Origin of the sequence: Pseudomonas sp. PDM24, assembly GCF_019218905.1 — a bacterium.
In the GTDB taxonomy this organism is placed as follows: Bacteria; Pseudomonadota; Gammaproteobacteria; order Pseudomonadales; family Pseudomonadaceae; genus Aquipseudomonas.
This window is the reverse complement of record NZ_JAHUWR010000004.1, coordinates 33,181-48,045: the sequence shown is the minus strand read 5'-3', so window position 1 is coordinate 48,045 and position 14,865 is coordinate 33,181. Positions and strand designations below refer to the sequence as shown.

The window sequence follows — 14,865 nt, the reverse complement described above, 5'->3', positions numbered from 1 at the left end:
ACTCCCGCCCAAAACCGCCGGCAGACGGGGGCGTTTTTTAAAAAAACAAAGGGTTCAAGCGCGACGCAGGGCGTGTTGTTCCATGCGGTTTTGCAGACGATAGAGGTACGCAAAACCCTGTTCCCAACGCTGGTGACCGGACTTCACGTTGATGTGCCCGGCCCCCGATAAAATCCCCGCCTCGGCGCCCCAGTTACGTGCCAGCTCAAGCGCTCGTGGCGCACTCACGGCACTGTCGTTGTCGGAGCTGACAACCTGGCTCGGGAACGGCAGCAACGTTGTCGGAATCGGTGCGAAGTTGCGCAAGGCCGGTGCGCAGGCCGGGCGTTCGACGTCCGCCGGCGCGACCAGCAAGGCGCCGCGCACCTGACGCAGAAAATTCAGTGGCGCCGTGGCCGCCCAATGGGCAACGGTGATACAGCCCAGGCTGTGAGCGATCAGAATCACTGGCGTGCTGTCGGCGGCAATCGCCTCGGCCAATACCGCAACCCAGTCCTCACGACGAGGCGTCAGCCAGTCGGCCTGCTCCACCCGCGCACTGTTTGGCAGGCTGTTCTGCCAATGGGTTTGCCAATGATCTTCTGGCGATCCTTGCCAGCCCGGCACAATCAGGTAGCGAATTGATTCGTTGCGCATGGGGGAGCTCTCCTGCTGCGTGTCTGTTCGTGACCGAGTATAGGGAGGAGAGTTATATTCGTTAAGGAATAAGAAGCTATTTATTAAGACCTATATCGAATATACAACGCGATCAAATGTGGGAGCGGGCTTGCTCGCGAAGGCGGTCTGTCAGTTGATATTGATATTGACTGACACGACGCCTTCGCGAGCAAGCCCGCTCCCACAGGGTTCACTGACTGGCACTTTATCCGGGATAAAAAAGGGGCCGCACCCTGCCAAGGAGACGGCCCCGGAAACTCGAAATCTGTTAGCGCTGATCAACATCGCTGTGACGCGATAATTGGCTGAAACGGTTATCCGATAAAGGAATATTTAATTACTTTAATAGGCCTGAATCGCATATTCGAATCGCTGCTTGCGTCACACCGTATCGTCCCTTTGGGTCAAATTGATGACCAGCATTTGAGTTTCCGGTTACCTCATCAAACCTGAGCGGCACGCACCTCTTGCATCTCGGCGGTGTCCTTGCGCACAAACCGGTTCGCCCGCCCGAACGTCCCGAAATCATTGAACCGCACCCCCATCTCGCGCATCACTTCATGCGCCACCGGGACGGTCATCTGGCGGATGTAAAACGGCTCTTTCACCACAAAATGATGGATCCCGTGGCTGCTGCCGAAGTTGAAGCAGAATGCTTGCAACGGCCACATCCACCAAGGGTTCAGCACCTGAGTCTGCTGAATCACATTCCCCGGCTCCACGTCACCGTAGTAGTGCATGTTCGAGCTGACAAAATGCAGGCAGAACGTGCGCAACACATTCGGGCCGATGATCACGACGGCCGCGATGTCGATCACCGGCATCACCGCCAAAGTAGTCGCCGACCATTCGATGGGCGCCCCCAGCAGATGCGCGATGCCGTTGGCGGAGTGAAAACCGAGGAACACGTACCACGCTCCCCAATGCACCAGCGCCAGCGGTGCGTAAACCTTCAGAAAACGCTTGATGATGCTGAACTTGTGCGCCCGGGTCTTGGCTCGCAGCATGCGGATGAACGCCGACATCACGTTGTCGCCGACCATCAATAGCCGCGCGATTCCCCACGGCTCACCGTTGGTGATCGCCCGCTCTTCCATGTCGGCTTCGGTGCCGGACACCTTATGGTGGTTGAGGTGCAAATGACGGCGGATCCAGGGATTGATGGTGCTCGGTCGCGCCAACCACACCAGGCCCATCATCAGGTTGTGCGGCACGCGCTGTTTGCGGAAGTACATGCTGTGGATCAGGTCATGCTCCAGCTCATGGGTCAGCGAGGCGAAAAACGCGTTGAGCAACAGGCATACCCACCAGGCCATGTACCCGGTGATGTACAGCGCTGCGGAACCGATCATCCCGGCCAACGCGAAGGCCAGAATGCCCGCGCCCAGGGCGTCCTGATGGTTGAGAATCGGGTAGCGCTGGCGCAGTTCGACGCCTTTGGCCAATACCACCTGGCGAATATGCGCTGCTCGCTGTGCTGCATTCAGTCGCTGGGGACTTGCACAAATACCGTCCATGCTTCCATCCTCTGGTTATTGATGTTCGCATCCTGCCTTGCGATGCTGTACGGAGCGGTAGCCGTGAACGCCAACCTGTTGACCGGACGCGCCATTCAATATGACTGAACCGACCTCCCTCGCCAGCTGGACCCGCGCACTGCGCAAGCAGCTCGAAGCGCTGGGGCTCGACAGCACTACCCTGTGCCAACAGGCGGGGCTCGACCCGCAGTTGATGGACGACCCGAACGCCCGTTACCCGTTGTCCGGCACCACGCGCCTGTGGCACATCGCGGTTCAGGTCAGCGGTGACCCGGCGATTGGCTTGCGGGTGTCGCGTTTCGTCAGCCCCACCACCTTTCATGCGTTGGGTTATGCGTTGGTGGCCAGTGGCAGCCTGCGGGAAGTCTTCGAGCGCATCGTGCGTTATCACCAGGTGGTCAGCGACGCGCTGGATCTGGAACTGACCCGCGCCGAGGATCGCTACTACTTCCGCCTGAAAATCCCCCCAGGCAACCCCGCGCCAGCCTTCGAGGCCATCGACGCCTTCGCGGCGATTTACGTGCGCACCTGCCGCAATCGCCTGGGCCGTGACTACGCCCCGCTGGCGGTTTATCTGCGCCGTCCGGAACCAGCCGACCCGCACCAATGGCACAAAGTGTTCCGCTCGCCGGTGTATTTCAACGCCGATGAAGACCGACTGGAATTCGCCCTGGTGGATTTCGACAGTCACCTGGACGATGCCAACCCGGAACTGGCCGAACACAACGAAACCGTGCTCAAACGCACCCTGGCGCAACTCAAACCCCTGACCTGGGAGCGCAAGGTTCGTGACGCCATTGAAGAGCAATTACCCGAAGGCGAACCGTCGGCCGATCGCATCGCCCAGGCGCTGCACTTGAGTCTGCGCAGCCTGCAACGGCACTTGGCGGATGAAGGTTGTCGGTTCGATACGCTGCTCAATGAAAGCCGGGAGAACCTGGCGCTGCTGCATCTGCGCGACCCACTGTGCTCGTTGGGCGAAATCAGTTATCTGCTGGGATTCGCCGACACCAGCAGCTTCAGCCGCGCGTTTAAACGCTGGACCGGAATGACGCCGGGGCAGTTTCGGGATGGGTTGCAGTGACAGATCCTAGAGGTGTTTTGAGTTTTCCGGCCTCTTCGCGGGCAAGCCTCGCTCCTACGGGATCAGCCCGCGAAGGCATCCGTCGCAACGCCACACATATTTCAACCTTTAACCAGACTGCGCGCTTGGCCTGATTTCCACTGATCCATCATCGCATCGCCAACCTCGGCAAAACTGCTATTGGCCCTGATGTAGTGAGCCATCTCCCCCATCGCCACTTCCATCCCGTGAGCAACCTGTTGCAGCAGCTCATTGCAGCGCCCTTCTGTCAGGTTGCAGGCCGACCGACCAAAACGCATCAGCATTTTGTACTTGGGCCACGCCTTCGATCCGCCTAACAGCAACGCCATGCTGTCGGCCTTGATGTAGACCGAAGTCGTAACAATGTCATAGGCCGGAGCCAAACCGATTTGCGCATCAGCGCCACAATGTTCATACAGCACACCGAAGTTCTTGAGATGAGCATCGCCGTTCTTCAAACCGGACGAAAGAGCAACGATTTTGAAAAAAGACTCAAGCGCCTGGTTGAGTAATGACGGGGAGACAAATTCCTTGATTTGCCTGGCAGCGCCTTCGTACGAACCGTCGTATTTGGCCTTCGAAGGCCAGGCATTGAGTACGCAGAAATCCTCAAAACCCAGATAGCCTTTGTCATTCAGATCGAAGCGCTCGACGATCAGAAATTTACCCCGTTCGCTGAGTTCGAACTTCGGCACCTCAAGCCCCGAATGGAGTGCGGCTCGCATGCAGAAGTACTCGTTGGCGGCCAGCTCCGGGTATTCCTCTGCACGGAAGGACTTGACCAGATGCGTTGCCCCTCGATGGGTCAGGCGGTCAATGATTGTCGCACTGTCGCGCACAAGCACCTTTGGCTGAACCCCCGAAACGCCTGAGTACTGACCATAGGTGTGCAACAGGTCATCGAACAGCCCTTGAGCACCATCATGAACCAGAAGATCCGCAAGGCTGGTTTCGGGGGGCGGCTCGTTAGCACTTAGCGTATTTGCGATTCCCACGCGTCCCAGCTGATGCGGACCAACGATCGCCAGCATTGCGAAGTCGTCGAATCCTCGCACCGCTTTGCTGAAGCGCCGAACCAATTCATCGCGCAGAGGACCTTCTGGCAGATTCATTTCAAAAACCGGCGGTACACCTCGCTCCCACGTGTAGCTCTCAAGGCGAGCGGGCATGGTCAGCGAGACGGCATTTTCCTCTAATGCGTCTTGCGCATAGGTGAATACTGAATCGACACCTGACTGTCCGCGGCCCAAGGCCCCTACCATGGTGCCGGAAACACTGACGTGCAGCCTTTCCACAACACGCCCCTCAGCCATGGAAGTTAACCTTTTTCAGGGTATCCAGCGTCGGACGCTTCGACTGCCTGGGTACAGCAGTCAGTTCGTATCCAAAGCCGTTCAAGATCGCTTCAACCTTGCGGATACCGATTTCAGAGACGGTGTTGTTCTCGATACCAGAAATCGTGGCACGGCTCATTCCGTACTGCTTTGCCAGATCCTGTTGAGACATCTTTCGCTCTTTGCGCAGTATTTTGATCAGTTTCCCAAGGTTTTCCATTCGAGTCGCTCGCATCGTATACAGTGCAAAATTGACTAATAGCACATACATGCATCGTATTTAATGCATAACTAGGCCGAAGTCTAGCTCATTTCTTGGCCAGTCTCGCTCTCAACGCCCCCGATCACGCCGCAACAACTTGCGCACCCGTTTCACCAGTTCACTGACGGCAAACGGCTTGAGCAGGTAATCATCCTCATGCAACTCCAGCCCGCGCAGTCGATCCTCAATGCCGTCCTTGGTGGTGAGGAGCAGCACCGGCGTGTCGCCGAGCTTGCGGATCTGTTGCAGCAACTGCCAGCCGTTGAGTCCCGGCAGCATCACGTCGAGGATGATCAGTTCATATTCGCCGGATTCGATAAAGCGCCGGCCGTCCATGCCATTGAGCGCCACATCCACCGTGTAACTCGCTTCGCTCAAGCCTTTGGCCAGAAGGCTGGCGGTCTCGGGTTCGTCTTCCACTAGCAACACACGCATGGCACACCTCGATTGTCGTCGTCACAGGCTAGGCGCGTTCGCGGATAAAGCCCATCAATACCGTGGTGATTTCAAAAGATCGCAGTCTTCGCAGCGCCTACAGGTGCACGTCAAATCATCGCCAACGCCCGCAACCGCTCGGCATCCAGAATCTCGATCTCGCCGTACTTGAGATCCACAACCCCTTGCCCCTGCAAATCCTTGAGGAGCTGATTGGTGGTCTGGCGCGACAGCGACAGCATCGATGCCAGTTGCTCCTGAGGCAGTTGCAGAACACGGCGCGGCGGGGCGATTTCACCGTAACCCTCGGCGATCATCAGCAAGCGATGAGCCAAGCGTGCCGGGGCTGGCATCAGGCTCAGCTGTTCGAGGTTGATGAAGGTCAGGCGCAGTTTGTGGCTCATCAGCAACGCCAGTTGCCGCCAGTAAGCCGGTTGTTGGTCGAGCACCTTCAGCAGCGTCGCCTGCGGAATGTGCAACAGGATGCACTGGCCAACGGCGTAGGCATCGTGGGTTCGCGGCTGGCCATCGAACAGGCAGATTTCGCCGAACCAGTGTGGCGACTCCACCAGGCTCAGCAGTGCTTCCTTGCCCTGCTCGCTCACCGCGCCAATGCGCACCGAACCTTCGAGCACTGCATACAGCCCGCATGGCGGATCACCGCGTTTGAATAGCAGTTGCCCCGACGGCAGGCGCCGAACCCGGGCCGCAGCCAGCAGACTATCCTGTAAAGGAACAGGTAAATGACTGAACCACTGCCCCGTATCCAGGCGCGAACGCCAAACCTGCATGTCCATGAAAACTCCTGGAGATTGTCGCCTGGCTGACAGAGCGAGAGATGAAACCCGGGGCATCATCCATCACCCTACAGGAGGAATAACAATGAAAAGCCTCGTTGACCATCTCAGTCAATACGCCGCCTACCACCGTGACCCGCGCAATATTGCCAGCCACTTTATCGGTATCCCGCTGATTGTAGTGGCGGTTGCGGTGTTGCTGTCGCGGCCGCAATGGGGCGCAGGCTGGATTTCGCCGGCGGTGCTGGTCGCGATGGCATCGGCGTGGTTTTACTTGCGCCTGGAGGTGCGTCTTGGGGTGTTGATGACCGTGTTGCTCGGTCTGTGCATTTGGGCGGGACAGGTTCTCGCGCAGCAAAGTACGCTGGTCTGGCTGGCAAGCGGCATCGGGATGTTTGTGGTGGGGTGGGCGATTCAGTTTGTCGGACATCATTACGAAGGGCGCAAACCGGCGTTTGTCGATGACGTGACGGGATTGATTGTCGGGCCGCTGTTCGTGGTGGTTGAGTTGGCGTTTTTGCTCGGGATGCGGCGTGAGCTTAAAGAGCAGATCGAGGCGCGAGTGGGTGGTGTGCGTTTGCGTCAGAAAGGTGCTGCGGCGTAGATCGCTTTCGCGAGCAAGCCCGCTCCCACAGGGTTTTGGGTTGGCCACAGATGTGTGTTCAACGCAGATCCACTGTGGGAGCGGGCTTGCTCGCGAAGCTTTTGCTTTTAAAGGTTGGCGACTTTCTGCCAGACCTTGGGCTTGAAGAACAACGTCTCACCCTTGGCCAATCCGACCAGGCTGTCGTGGTCTTTCACCACTTCAGCCTCGATCAACTCGCTCTGGCCTTCGACCTTCAGTGTCACCCGCGTAGTCGCGCCCAGCGGACGAATATCGCGCACTTCAGCCGCGTGGTGGTCTTCCAGCTCATGCCGCGACAGCGACACTTCGTGTGGACGGAACAGCACGTGCCGGTCTTCGCCCAAATGCAGACGGTTCGAGTCGCCAAGGAAGTGATAGACGAAATCGCTGGCCGGGTTTTCGTAGACGTCACCCGGTGAGCCGATCTGCTCGATCACACCCTTGTTCATCACCACGATACGGTCGGCGACTTCCATCGCCTCTTCCTGGTCGTGGGTCACGAATACCGAGGTCAGGTTGATGTCTTCGTGCAGCCGTGCAAGCCAGCGACGCAGCTCTTTACGGACCTTGGCATCCAGTGCACCGAAGGGTTCGTCGAGCAGCAAAACTTTCGGTTCCACCGCCAAGGCACGGGCCAATGCGATGCGCTGACGCTGGCCGCCGGAGAGTTGTTCCGGGTAACGATCGGCCAACCAATCCAGTTGCACCATGTTCAGCAGTTCGTGGACTTTAACCGCGATCTGGCTCTCGCTCGGGCGTTGGTTTTTCGGCTTCATGCGCAGGCCGAACGCGACGTTGTCGAACACCGTCATGTGCCGGAACAGAGCGTAGTGCTGGAACACGAAACCGACATTGCGATCACGCACGTCGTGGCCGGAGACGTCTTCACCGTGGAACACGATGTTGCCCTGATCCGGGGTTTCCAGGCCGGCGATGATTCGCAGCAACGTGGTCTTGCCGCAGCCTGACGGCCCCAGCAACGCCACCAGCTCGCCGCTTTGAATGTCCAGGCTGATGTTGTCCAGCGCCTTGAACGCGTGGAAGTTTTTGCTGACGTTACGCACTTCGATCGACATGACTTATTCCTCCGCGGCGCTGGCGCGCAGGCGGTTAATACGGTTTTCGCTCCACTGCTTGAGCAGCAGGATGAAGAGCGCCAGGATCAGCAACAGGCTCGCCACGGCGAACGCGGCCACGTGGTTGTATTCGTTGTAGAGAATCTCGACGTGCAGCGGCAGGGTGTTGGTCACCCCGCGAATGTGCCCGGAAACCACCGACACCGCACCGAACTCCCCCATCGCTCGCGCAGTGCAGAGCACCACGCCATAGATCAGGCCCCATTTGATATTGGGAACGGTGACGTGCCAGAACATCTGCCAGCCATTGGCGCCAAGCAGGCGCGCGGCCTCTTCCTCCTGAGTGCCTTGTTCCTGCATCAGCGGGATCAGCTCACGGGCCACGAACGGCACGGTGACGAAAATCGTCGCTAACACAATGCCCGGCAAGGCGAAGACGATCTGGATGTCGTGATCCTGCAACCACGGGCCGAACAGGCCCTGAGCACCGAACATCAATACATAGACCAGACCGGCGATCACCGGCGACACCGAGAACGGCAAGTCGATCAGCGTCACCAGCATGCTCTTGCCACGGAACGAGTATTTGCTCACGCACCACGCCGCACTGACACCGAACACCAGGTTCAGCGGCACCGAGATCAGCACCGCAATCACGGTGAGTTTCAACGCCGACAAGGCGTCCGGCTCGAAGATCGCGGTGAAGAATGCACCCAGGCCCAGCTTCAGGCCCTGGGACACCACGATGAACAATGGCAATAACAAAAACAGCGCGAAGATCAGCCAGCCGAGGCCGATCAAGACTCGCCGCGACGTGGCACTGCCACGGCGGGCGGCGTTCGAGGAGGCTGCTGCAATAGACGATTGGGACATTTTTGCGCCTCCTTATGGGGTTTCGATGCGCCGCTGCAGCAAGTTGATCAGCAGCAACAGGACAAAGGAAACCACCAGCATCAGTACACCAATGGAGGTGGCACCGGTGTAATCGTACTGGTCGAGTTTGACCATGATCAGCAGCGGCAGAATTTCGGTTTTCATCGGCATGTTGCCGGCGATGAAAATCACCGAACCGTACTCGCCGACCCCACGGGCAAAGGCCAAGGCGAAACCGGTCAGCCAGGCTGGCAGCAGCGCCGGCACCAGAATATGGCGGAAAACCTGTAACGGTTTCGCCCCCAGGCACGCCGCCGCCTCTTCCACTTCACGAGGGATATCGGCCAGTACAGGCTGTACGGTACGTACTACGAATGGAAGCGTTACAAAAGTCAGCGCCAGGGTGATGCCGAGGGGGGTATACGCGATCTTGAAACCCAGATCCGCCGCGAACTGACCCACCAGGCCGGTGGGGGTGTACAGCGCGGTCAGCGCGATACCGGCCACCGCGGTGGGCAAAGCAAAGGGCAAGTCGATCATCGCGTCGATGACTTTTCGTCCCGGGAAGGTGTAGCGCACCAGCACCCAGGCCAGCAGCGTGCCAATGATGCCGTTGATGACCGCGGCATAGAGCGCGGTGCCGAAGCTCAGCTTCAACGCCGCCAGCACCCGTGGCGCCGAGATGATCGCCCAGAACTGGTCCCAGGTCAGTTGAGCGGCATGTACGAACATCGCCGCCAGTGGAATGAGCACAATCAGACTGAGGTACACCAAGGTGTAGCCCAGCGTCAGCCCGAAGCCGGGTATGACGGGGGAGATACGACGTGACATAAAAGTCCTTGGTTGAGAACGCGCTAAGCCCCGACGGTGAAATCGGGGCCCGTTAGCCAATGCCAGCCACTTAAGTGCTAAACCTGTGGGAGCGGGCTTGCTCGCGAAGGCGGTGTGTCAGGCGACATCAATGTTGACTGTGCCGCTGTCTTCGCGAGCAAGCCCGCTCCCACATGGAATGCGCATTGGCTGATCTATTTCAGGTTACTGCGCCTGATAAATCTGGTCGAACACGCCACCGTCATTGAAGAATTTCGGTTGCGCGGTTTTCCAGCCGCCGAAGTCCTTGTCGATGGTCACCAGCTCCAGTGTCGGGAACTGTTTGGCGTACTTGGCGGCCACCTCTTTGTCACGTGGACGATAGAAGTTTTTCGCCGCGATTTCCTGGCCGGCCGGGCTGTACAGGTGCTTGAGATACGCTTCAGCAATGTCGGTGTTGCCCTTTTTCTCGGCGTTCTTGTCGACCACGGCCACCGGTGGTTCGGCCAGAATCGACAGCGAAGGCACGACGATGTCGAATTTGTCAGCGCCGCCGTCTTCTTTCAACGCCAGGAAGGCTTCGTTTTCCCAGGCCAGCAACACGTCGCCCTGACCGTTGTTGACGAAGGTGATGGTCGAGCCGCGAGCACCGGTGTCCAGCACAGGCACGTGTTTGAACAGGGTCTGCACGTACTCTTTAGCCTTGGCTTCGTTACCGCCGTTGGCTTTCAGGCCATAGGCCCAGGCCGCGAGGAAATTCCAGCGCGCCCCGCCGGAGGTTTTCGGATTCGGGGTGATGACTTCCACGCCGTTTTTGGTCAGGTCGCCCCAGTCCTTGATGCCTTTCGGGTTGCCCTTGCGCACCAGGAACACGATGGTCGAGGTGTAAGGCGTGCTCGCTTCCGGAAGGCGCTTCTGCCAGTCGGCCGGCAGGCTCTTGCCGAGCTTGGCGATTTCGTCGATGTCACCGGCCAGGGCCAGGGTCACCACGTCGGCCCGCAGACCGTCGATCACCGCCCGGCCCTGCTTGCCCGAACCACCGTGGGACTGCTGGATTTTCACGTTGTCGCCAGCGTGGTCTTTTTTCCAGAAGTTGATGAACTCGGCGTTGTACTCCTGGTACAGCTCACGGGTCGGGTCATACGACACGTTGAGCAGCTCGTAATCCTTGGCAACCGCGGAACCAGCAAAAAGGGCACTGGCCAGGGCGGCCAAAGCAAAATGACGAATCGACGACATGGTGAAAGCTCCTGGAATTCTTGATGTGTTGGCTTTTCTTATGGTCTGGAACGGGTTGCCTGTTTGAAGATCGCAGCCTTTACATCAGCCTCCCGTAGGAGCTGCCGAAGGCTGCGATCTTCCAATCTTTCAATCTTTCGCTTCAGCTCGGCTTGTTGCCCGGGCTCTGCAAACGGAATTTCTCTTTACGTTCGATCTGAACCACCTGGGCGTTATGCACGGTGATTTCCACCGCGCCAAAGCGCAGATCGCGCAAGGCGCTTTGGATCTCACGCAAAATGGTGGCTTCGTCCTGCCCGTCAACACTACGTAGGGATGCGCTCATGGTGCTGCTCCTTAATGAGATATGCCTGGCAGTGGCGGGCACTGCTTACGGCGTGAGAGCAATAGTAGATAGGCGCAGATATTCTTAAAAAGACTATTTAAGAATGTTTATATAACTAGAATGCATTATTTGATGGAGCAAGGGGTTGCGGAGGACCAACTACTTTCAAGGGCATACAAAACCCTGTGGCGAGGGGGCTTGCCCCCGTTCGGCTGCGTAGCAGACGCAAAAATTTGGGGCCGCTACGCGACCCAACGGGGGCAAGCCCCCTCGCCACAAAAAGCAGATCAGGCGCTCATCCAATCACTGGCGCCCGAGCCCAATCCAATGATGCCGCCGGCACTGGCCGCCCAAACCAGTACCCCTGCCCCAAATCGCAGTCGTGTTCGAGCAGGAAACTCGCCTGCTCGACCTGCTCGATCCCCTCGGCATGCACTTGCAGCCCCATGCTCTGCGCCAGCGCAATAATCACCCGCACAATCGCCACGTCATCCTCATCACTCGGTAACCCTGCGACAAATCCCTGATCGATCTTGAGCTTCTGCACCGGCAGACGCTTGAGCCGCAGCAATGATGAATAGCCCGTACCGAAATCATCAATGGCCAGCTGCACGCCCAACTCGCGTAAACGATGCATCTGCTCCAGCGCCACTTCCGGGTCTTCCATCACCGCGCTTTCGGTGACTTCCAGCTCCAGATACGCCGGGTCCAGGCCCGTATCGTGCAGCACCTGAGCCACTTGCTGATACAACTCGCGGCGGGCAAACAGGCGAGAAGAAACGTTCACCGCGACAAACGACAACACCACGCCCGCCGCTTGCCACTGGCACATCTGCTGGCAGGCCTGACGCATGATCCAGGCATCGATCTCGGCAATCAGCCCGGTGCGTTCGGCGATGGGGATGAATTCAGCCGGCGACACCAACCCACGTTGCGGATGCTCCCAGCGCACCAGCGCCTCGACGCCGATCAGGCGACGGGTTTTGAGGTCATGCACGGGCTGGTAATAAACCCGCAATTGCTCCTGCTCCAGCGCCTGGCGCAATTGGAACGCGACCTCGACGCGCTGCTGGGCATGCGCAGTCAATTCTTCGGTGTAGAGGGCATAGCCATCGCGGCCAGCGCTCTTGGTTTTGAACAGCGCCGAATCGGCGTTGCGCAATAGCTGCTCGGCGCTCAAGGCATCGCTGGGGAACAGGCTGATGCCAATGCTGGCATTGATGAACAGCGAATGCCCGTCGATCTGGAACGGTTCTTTAAGGCCATCGATGACTCGCTGAGCCAGCGCCGCGGCATGCCCCGGTTGCGGGCAGTTTTCAGTCAATACCGCAAATTCGTCGCCGCTGAGCCGCGCCAGCGTGTTGCCCGGGCCGAACAAGGCATTCAGACGCTCAGCCACAGCCTTGAGCAGTTGGTCACCGACACTGTGACCGAGACTGTCATTGATCAACTTGAAATGATCGAGGTCGATCATCAGCAACGCACAACCGCGCTTATGGACCTGCGCCGAAGCCACGGCCTGCCCGGCACGGTCGGTTAGCAGAAGGCGATTTGGCAGATCGGTCAACGGATCGTGATGGGCCAGATGCGTCAATTCATGTTCGGAGTTCTTGATTGCGCTGATGTCGGAAAACACCGCAACGTACTGGCTGAGCCGCCCCTGCTCGTCGCGAATGAGACGGATCGTCTGCCATTGCGGGTAGATCTCGCCGCTTTTACGACGGTTCCAGATTTCCCCGCTCCACTCGCCGAGGCTGTCGAGTGTCGTGAACATCGCTTGGTAGAAACCCGGCGGGTGATGGCCCGACTTGAACATGTTCGGTCGCTGCCCCAGCACTTCCTCGCGCTGGTAGCCGGTGATTTCCATGAACGCCCGGTTCACATGGACGATCAACCCGTTGCTATTAGTGACCAGCACCCCTTCACGGGTGCAATCGAACACCGCTGCCGCCTGACGTAAACGCTCCCGGTCGGCATTGCGCTCGCGCAATTTGGCGCCGACACCCAGGCAGCGAAACAATCGTGCCCGTGCAATGAAGATCAGCCCGGCACTGAACGCCACGCAGGCATAACCGTTGATCAGCTGCCAGCGCAGCAGGTCGGTGGAATTATCGAAGAACCTGTTCAATAAATAACCACTAAACTGGAGCCAGGTTACGGAAAGCACCAGGTAGAGCAGCGCTGCACGCAAAGCATCGCGATAGGTGGCTGACATTAGAGCGTCCATGTCCCTACAAAAAGGCTGGAATTATAGATTAAAGACACATCCAGCCACTCTTATCTGAAAGGGCGACTGGTTTTATCTGTGGGCTAAGTGATAATGCAACGGCTGTTTTTTTCTTTATCGAGGGTCCTATAGGCTATGTGGTACGAAGGTTTTCTTGGCTTATCGCCCTGGTCACTGGTGGCTGTCACCCTACTGATGACCCACGTGACGATCGTCGGCGTCACGGTTTATCTGCATCGCTATTCAGCCCATCGCTCGCTTGAGCTCAATGCCGGCCTGAAACATTTCTTCCGCTTCTGGCTGTGGTTGACCACGGCGCAGAACACCCGCGAGTGGACAGCTATCCACCGCAAACACCACGCAAAATGCGAAACCGTCGACGACCCGCACAGCCCGGTCATCAAAGGGCTGTCCACCGTTCTGCGCAAAGGCGCCGAGCTGTACCGCGCCGAAGCGGAAAACCCCGAGACCCTGCGCATCTACGGCAAGAACTGCCCCGAAGACTGGATCGAACGCAACCTCTACAGCCGCTTCCCGCTGTTGGGTGTGGCGATCATGGGCGTCATCGACCTGCTACTGTTCGGCACCATCGGCATCACCATCTGGGCCATCCAGATGATGTGGATCCCGGTATGGGCCGCCGGCGTGGTCAATGGCCTGGGCCATGCCATCGGCTACCGCAACTTCGAATGCCGCGATGCGGCGACCAATCTGGTGCCTTGGGGCATCCTGATCGGCGGCGAAGAACTGCATAACAACCATCACACCTACCCTAACTCCGCCAAACTGTCGGTGAAGAAATGGGAATTCGACCTCGGCTGGGCCTGGATCCAGGTCTTCAGCTTCCTGCGTCTGGCCAAGGTCCAGCGGGTTGCACCGATCGCCCACCGCGTTGAAGGCAAAGGCAGCCTGGACATGGACACTGCCATGGCGATCCTCAACAACCGCTTCCAGATCATGGCCCAGTACCGCAAGCTGGTGATCGCGCCGCTGGTCAAGCAAGAGCTGGAAAAGGTCGATCACTCGGTCCGTCATCAGTTCCACCGGGCCAAGCGTTTGCTGTCGCGGGAAACCAGCCTGCTGGACGACAAGCACCATATGCGCATCCAGACCATGCTCGAGCACAGCCAGGCGCTGAAGGTAATTTACGAGAAACGCCTGGCCTTGCAACAGATCTGGGTCAAGACCAGCTCAAATGGTCACGACATGCTGGCTGCCATCAAGGATTGGGTACACGAGGCCGAGGCCAGCGGGATTCAATCCCTGCGTGACTTCGCCGGCCAGTTGAAAACCTACTCCCTGCGCCCTGCCAACGCCTGATCCTCCACAGAAGAGGCTTTTCGTAGGAGCCAGGCTTGCCGGCGAAGGCGCTCTTAAACACGCCTTCGCCGGCAAGCCTGGCTCCTACGTATCCGATCCGCCCTTCGGGCTTGCCCCCCACCCGCTTGACGGCGAAGCCATCGCAAACCAGCGACGTGTTTTAACCGCCCGGCGGGAGCATGCTCTCTCACCACCCAAGGCGGGAACTTCGCTCCAAATCCCCTATCTCAAAGACACTTCGC

Annotated in this window: 15 protein-coding genes; 3 read left to right on the top strand and 12 right to left on the bottom strand. The window is 58.4% G+C overall.

Annotated elements, in window-relative coordinates:
• Positions 1-54: 54 nt before the first annotated feature.
• Positions 55-636, bottom strand: a complete 582-nt coding sequence (locus KW837_RS14840) for an alpha/beta hydrolase (protein ID WP_218396836.1) — start codon at positions 634-636, stop codon at positions 55-57.
• Positions 637-1,100: 464 nt separating this feature from the next.
• Complete coding sequence (locus KW837_RS14835) at positions 1,101-2,174, bottom strand: fatty acid desaturase (protein WP_218396834.1); 1,074 nt, start codon at positions 2,172-2,174, stop codon at positions 1,101-1,103.
• 100 nt (positions 2,175-2,274) lie between these two features.
• On the opposite strand from KW837_RS14835, the gene KW837_RS14830 reads away from it, so the two are divergent.
• Positions 2,275-3,279 carry an AraC family transcriptional regulator gene (locus tag KW837_RS14830; RefSeq protein WP_218396832.1) on the top strand — a complete coding sequence of 335 codons (1,005 nt, stop codon included), beginning with the start codon at positions 2,275-2,277 and terminating at the stop codon, positions 3,277-3,279.
• A gap of 101 nt (positions 3,280-3,380) precedes the next feature.
• On the opposite strand, the gene KW837_RS14825 is transcribed toward KW837_RS14830, so the two are convergent.
• The 4 genes from KW837_RS14825 to KW837_RS14810 form a co-directional block, all read right to left on the bottom strand.
• The gene (locus tag KW837_RS14825) at positions 3,381-4,613 is read right to left on the bottom strand and encodes a type II toxin-antitoxin system HipA family toxin (protein ID WP_218396829.1); all 1,233 of its coding nucleotides are present in this window, start codon (positions 4,611-4,613) and stop codon (positions 3,381-3,383) included.
• The gene (locus KW837_RS14820) at positions 4,606-4,854 is read right to left on the bottom strand and encodes a helix-turn-helix domain-containing protein (RefSeq protein ID WP_218396826.1); all 249 of its coding nucleotides are present in this window, start codon (positions 4,852-4,854) and stop codon (positions 4,606-4,608) included. The genes KW837_RS14825 and KW837_RS14820 overlap by 8 nt, the downstream gene beginning before the upstream one ends.
• A 111-nt stretch (positions 4,855-4,965) precedes the next feature.
• Positions 4,966-5,331 carry a response regulator gene (locus tag KW837_RS14815; protein ID WP_218396824.1) on the bottom strand — a complete coding sequence of 122 codons (366 nt, stop codon included), beginning with the start codon at positions 5,329-5,331 and terminating at the stop codon, positions 4,966-4,968.
• A 110-nt stretch (positions 5,332-5,441) separates the two neighbouring features.
• Positions 5,442-6,128, bottom strand: a complete 687-nt coding sequence (locus KW837_RS14810; protein ID WP_218396822.1) for a Crp/Fnr family transcriptional regulator — start codon at positions 6,126-6,128, stop codon at positions 5,442-5,444.
• 85 nt (positions 6,129-6,213) lie between these two features.
• Here KW837_RS14810 and KW837_RS14805 point away from each other — a divergent pair, with 85 nt between their 5' ends.
• Entirely contained in the window at positions 6,214-6,732 is a 519-nt protein-coding gene (locus tag KW837_RS14805; RefSeq protein ID WP_192346502.1) for a DUF962 domain-containing protein, read from the top strand.
• Positions 6,733-6,839: 107 nt separating this feature from the next.
• On the opposite strand, the gene KW837_RS14800 is transcribed toward KW837_RS14805, so the two are convergent.
• From KW837_RS14800 to dibA, 6 genes are all read right to left on the bottom strand, one after another.
• A complete protein-coding gene (locus tag KW837_RS14800) occupies positions 6,840-7,829 on the bottom strand; it encodes a sulfate/molybdate ABC transporter ATP-binding protein (RefSeq protein WP_218396820.1) in 990 nt (329 codons plus the stop codon).
• 3 nt (positions 7,830-7,832) lie between these two features.
• On the bottom strand, positions 7,833-8,702 hold the full coding sequence (gene cysW, locus KW837_RS14795) for a sulfate ABC transporter permease subunit CysW (RefSeq protein WP_008068643.1): 870 nt from the start codon (positions 8,700-8,702) through the stop codon (positions 7,833-7,835).
• 12 nt (positions 8,703-8,714) lie between these two features.
• Entirely contained in the window at positions 8,715-9,533 is an 819-nt protein-coding gene (gene cysT, locus KW837_RS14790) for a sulfate ABC transporter permease subunit CysT (RefSeq protein ID WP_218396818.1), read from the bottom strand.
• Positions 9,534-9,737: 204 nt separating this feature from the next.
• Positions 9,738-10,751, bottom strand: coding sequence for a sulfate ABC transporter substrate-binding protein (locus KW837_RS14785; RefSeq protein ID WP_007899632.1), 1,014 nt, complete (start codon positions 10,749-10,751; stop codon positions 9,738-9,740).
• Positions 10,752-10,893: 142 nt separating this feature from the next.
• Positions 10,894-11,076: a sulfur starvation response protein OscA gene (gene oscA / locus KW837_RS14780; RefSeq protein ID WP_007899630.1), complete on the bottom strand. Its 183-nt coding sequence runs from the start codon at positions 11,074-11,076 to the stop codon at positions 10,894-10,896.
• A 295-nt stretch (positions 11,077-11,371) separates the two neighbouring features.
• On the bottom strand, positions 11,372-13,291 hold the full coding sequence (gene dibA / locus KW837_RS14775; protein ID WP_218396816.1) for a phosphodiesterase DibA: 1,920 nt from the start codon (positions 13,289-13,291) through the stop codon (positions 11,372-11,374).
• Positions 13,292-13,438: 147 nt separating this feature from the next.
• Between dibA and desA the strand changes: the two genes are divergently transcribed.
• Positions 13,439-14,623 (top strand): delta-9 fatty acid desaturase DesA, encoded by a 1,185-nt coding sequence (gene desA, locus KW837_RS14770; RefSeq protein ID WP_063341922.1) that lies wholly within the window; start codon positions 13,439-13,441, stop codon positions 14,621-14,623.
• The last annotated feature ends 242 nt before the right edge of the window (positions 14,624-14,865 follow it).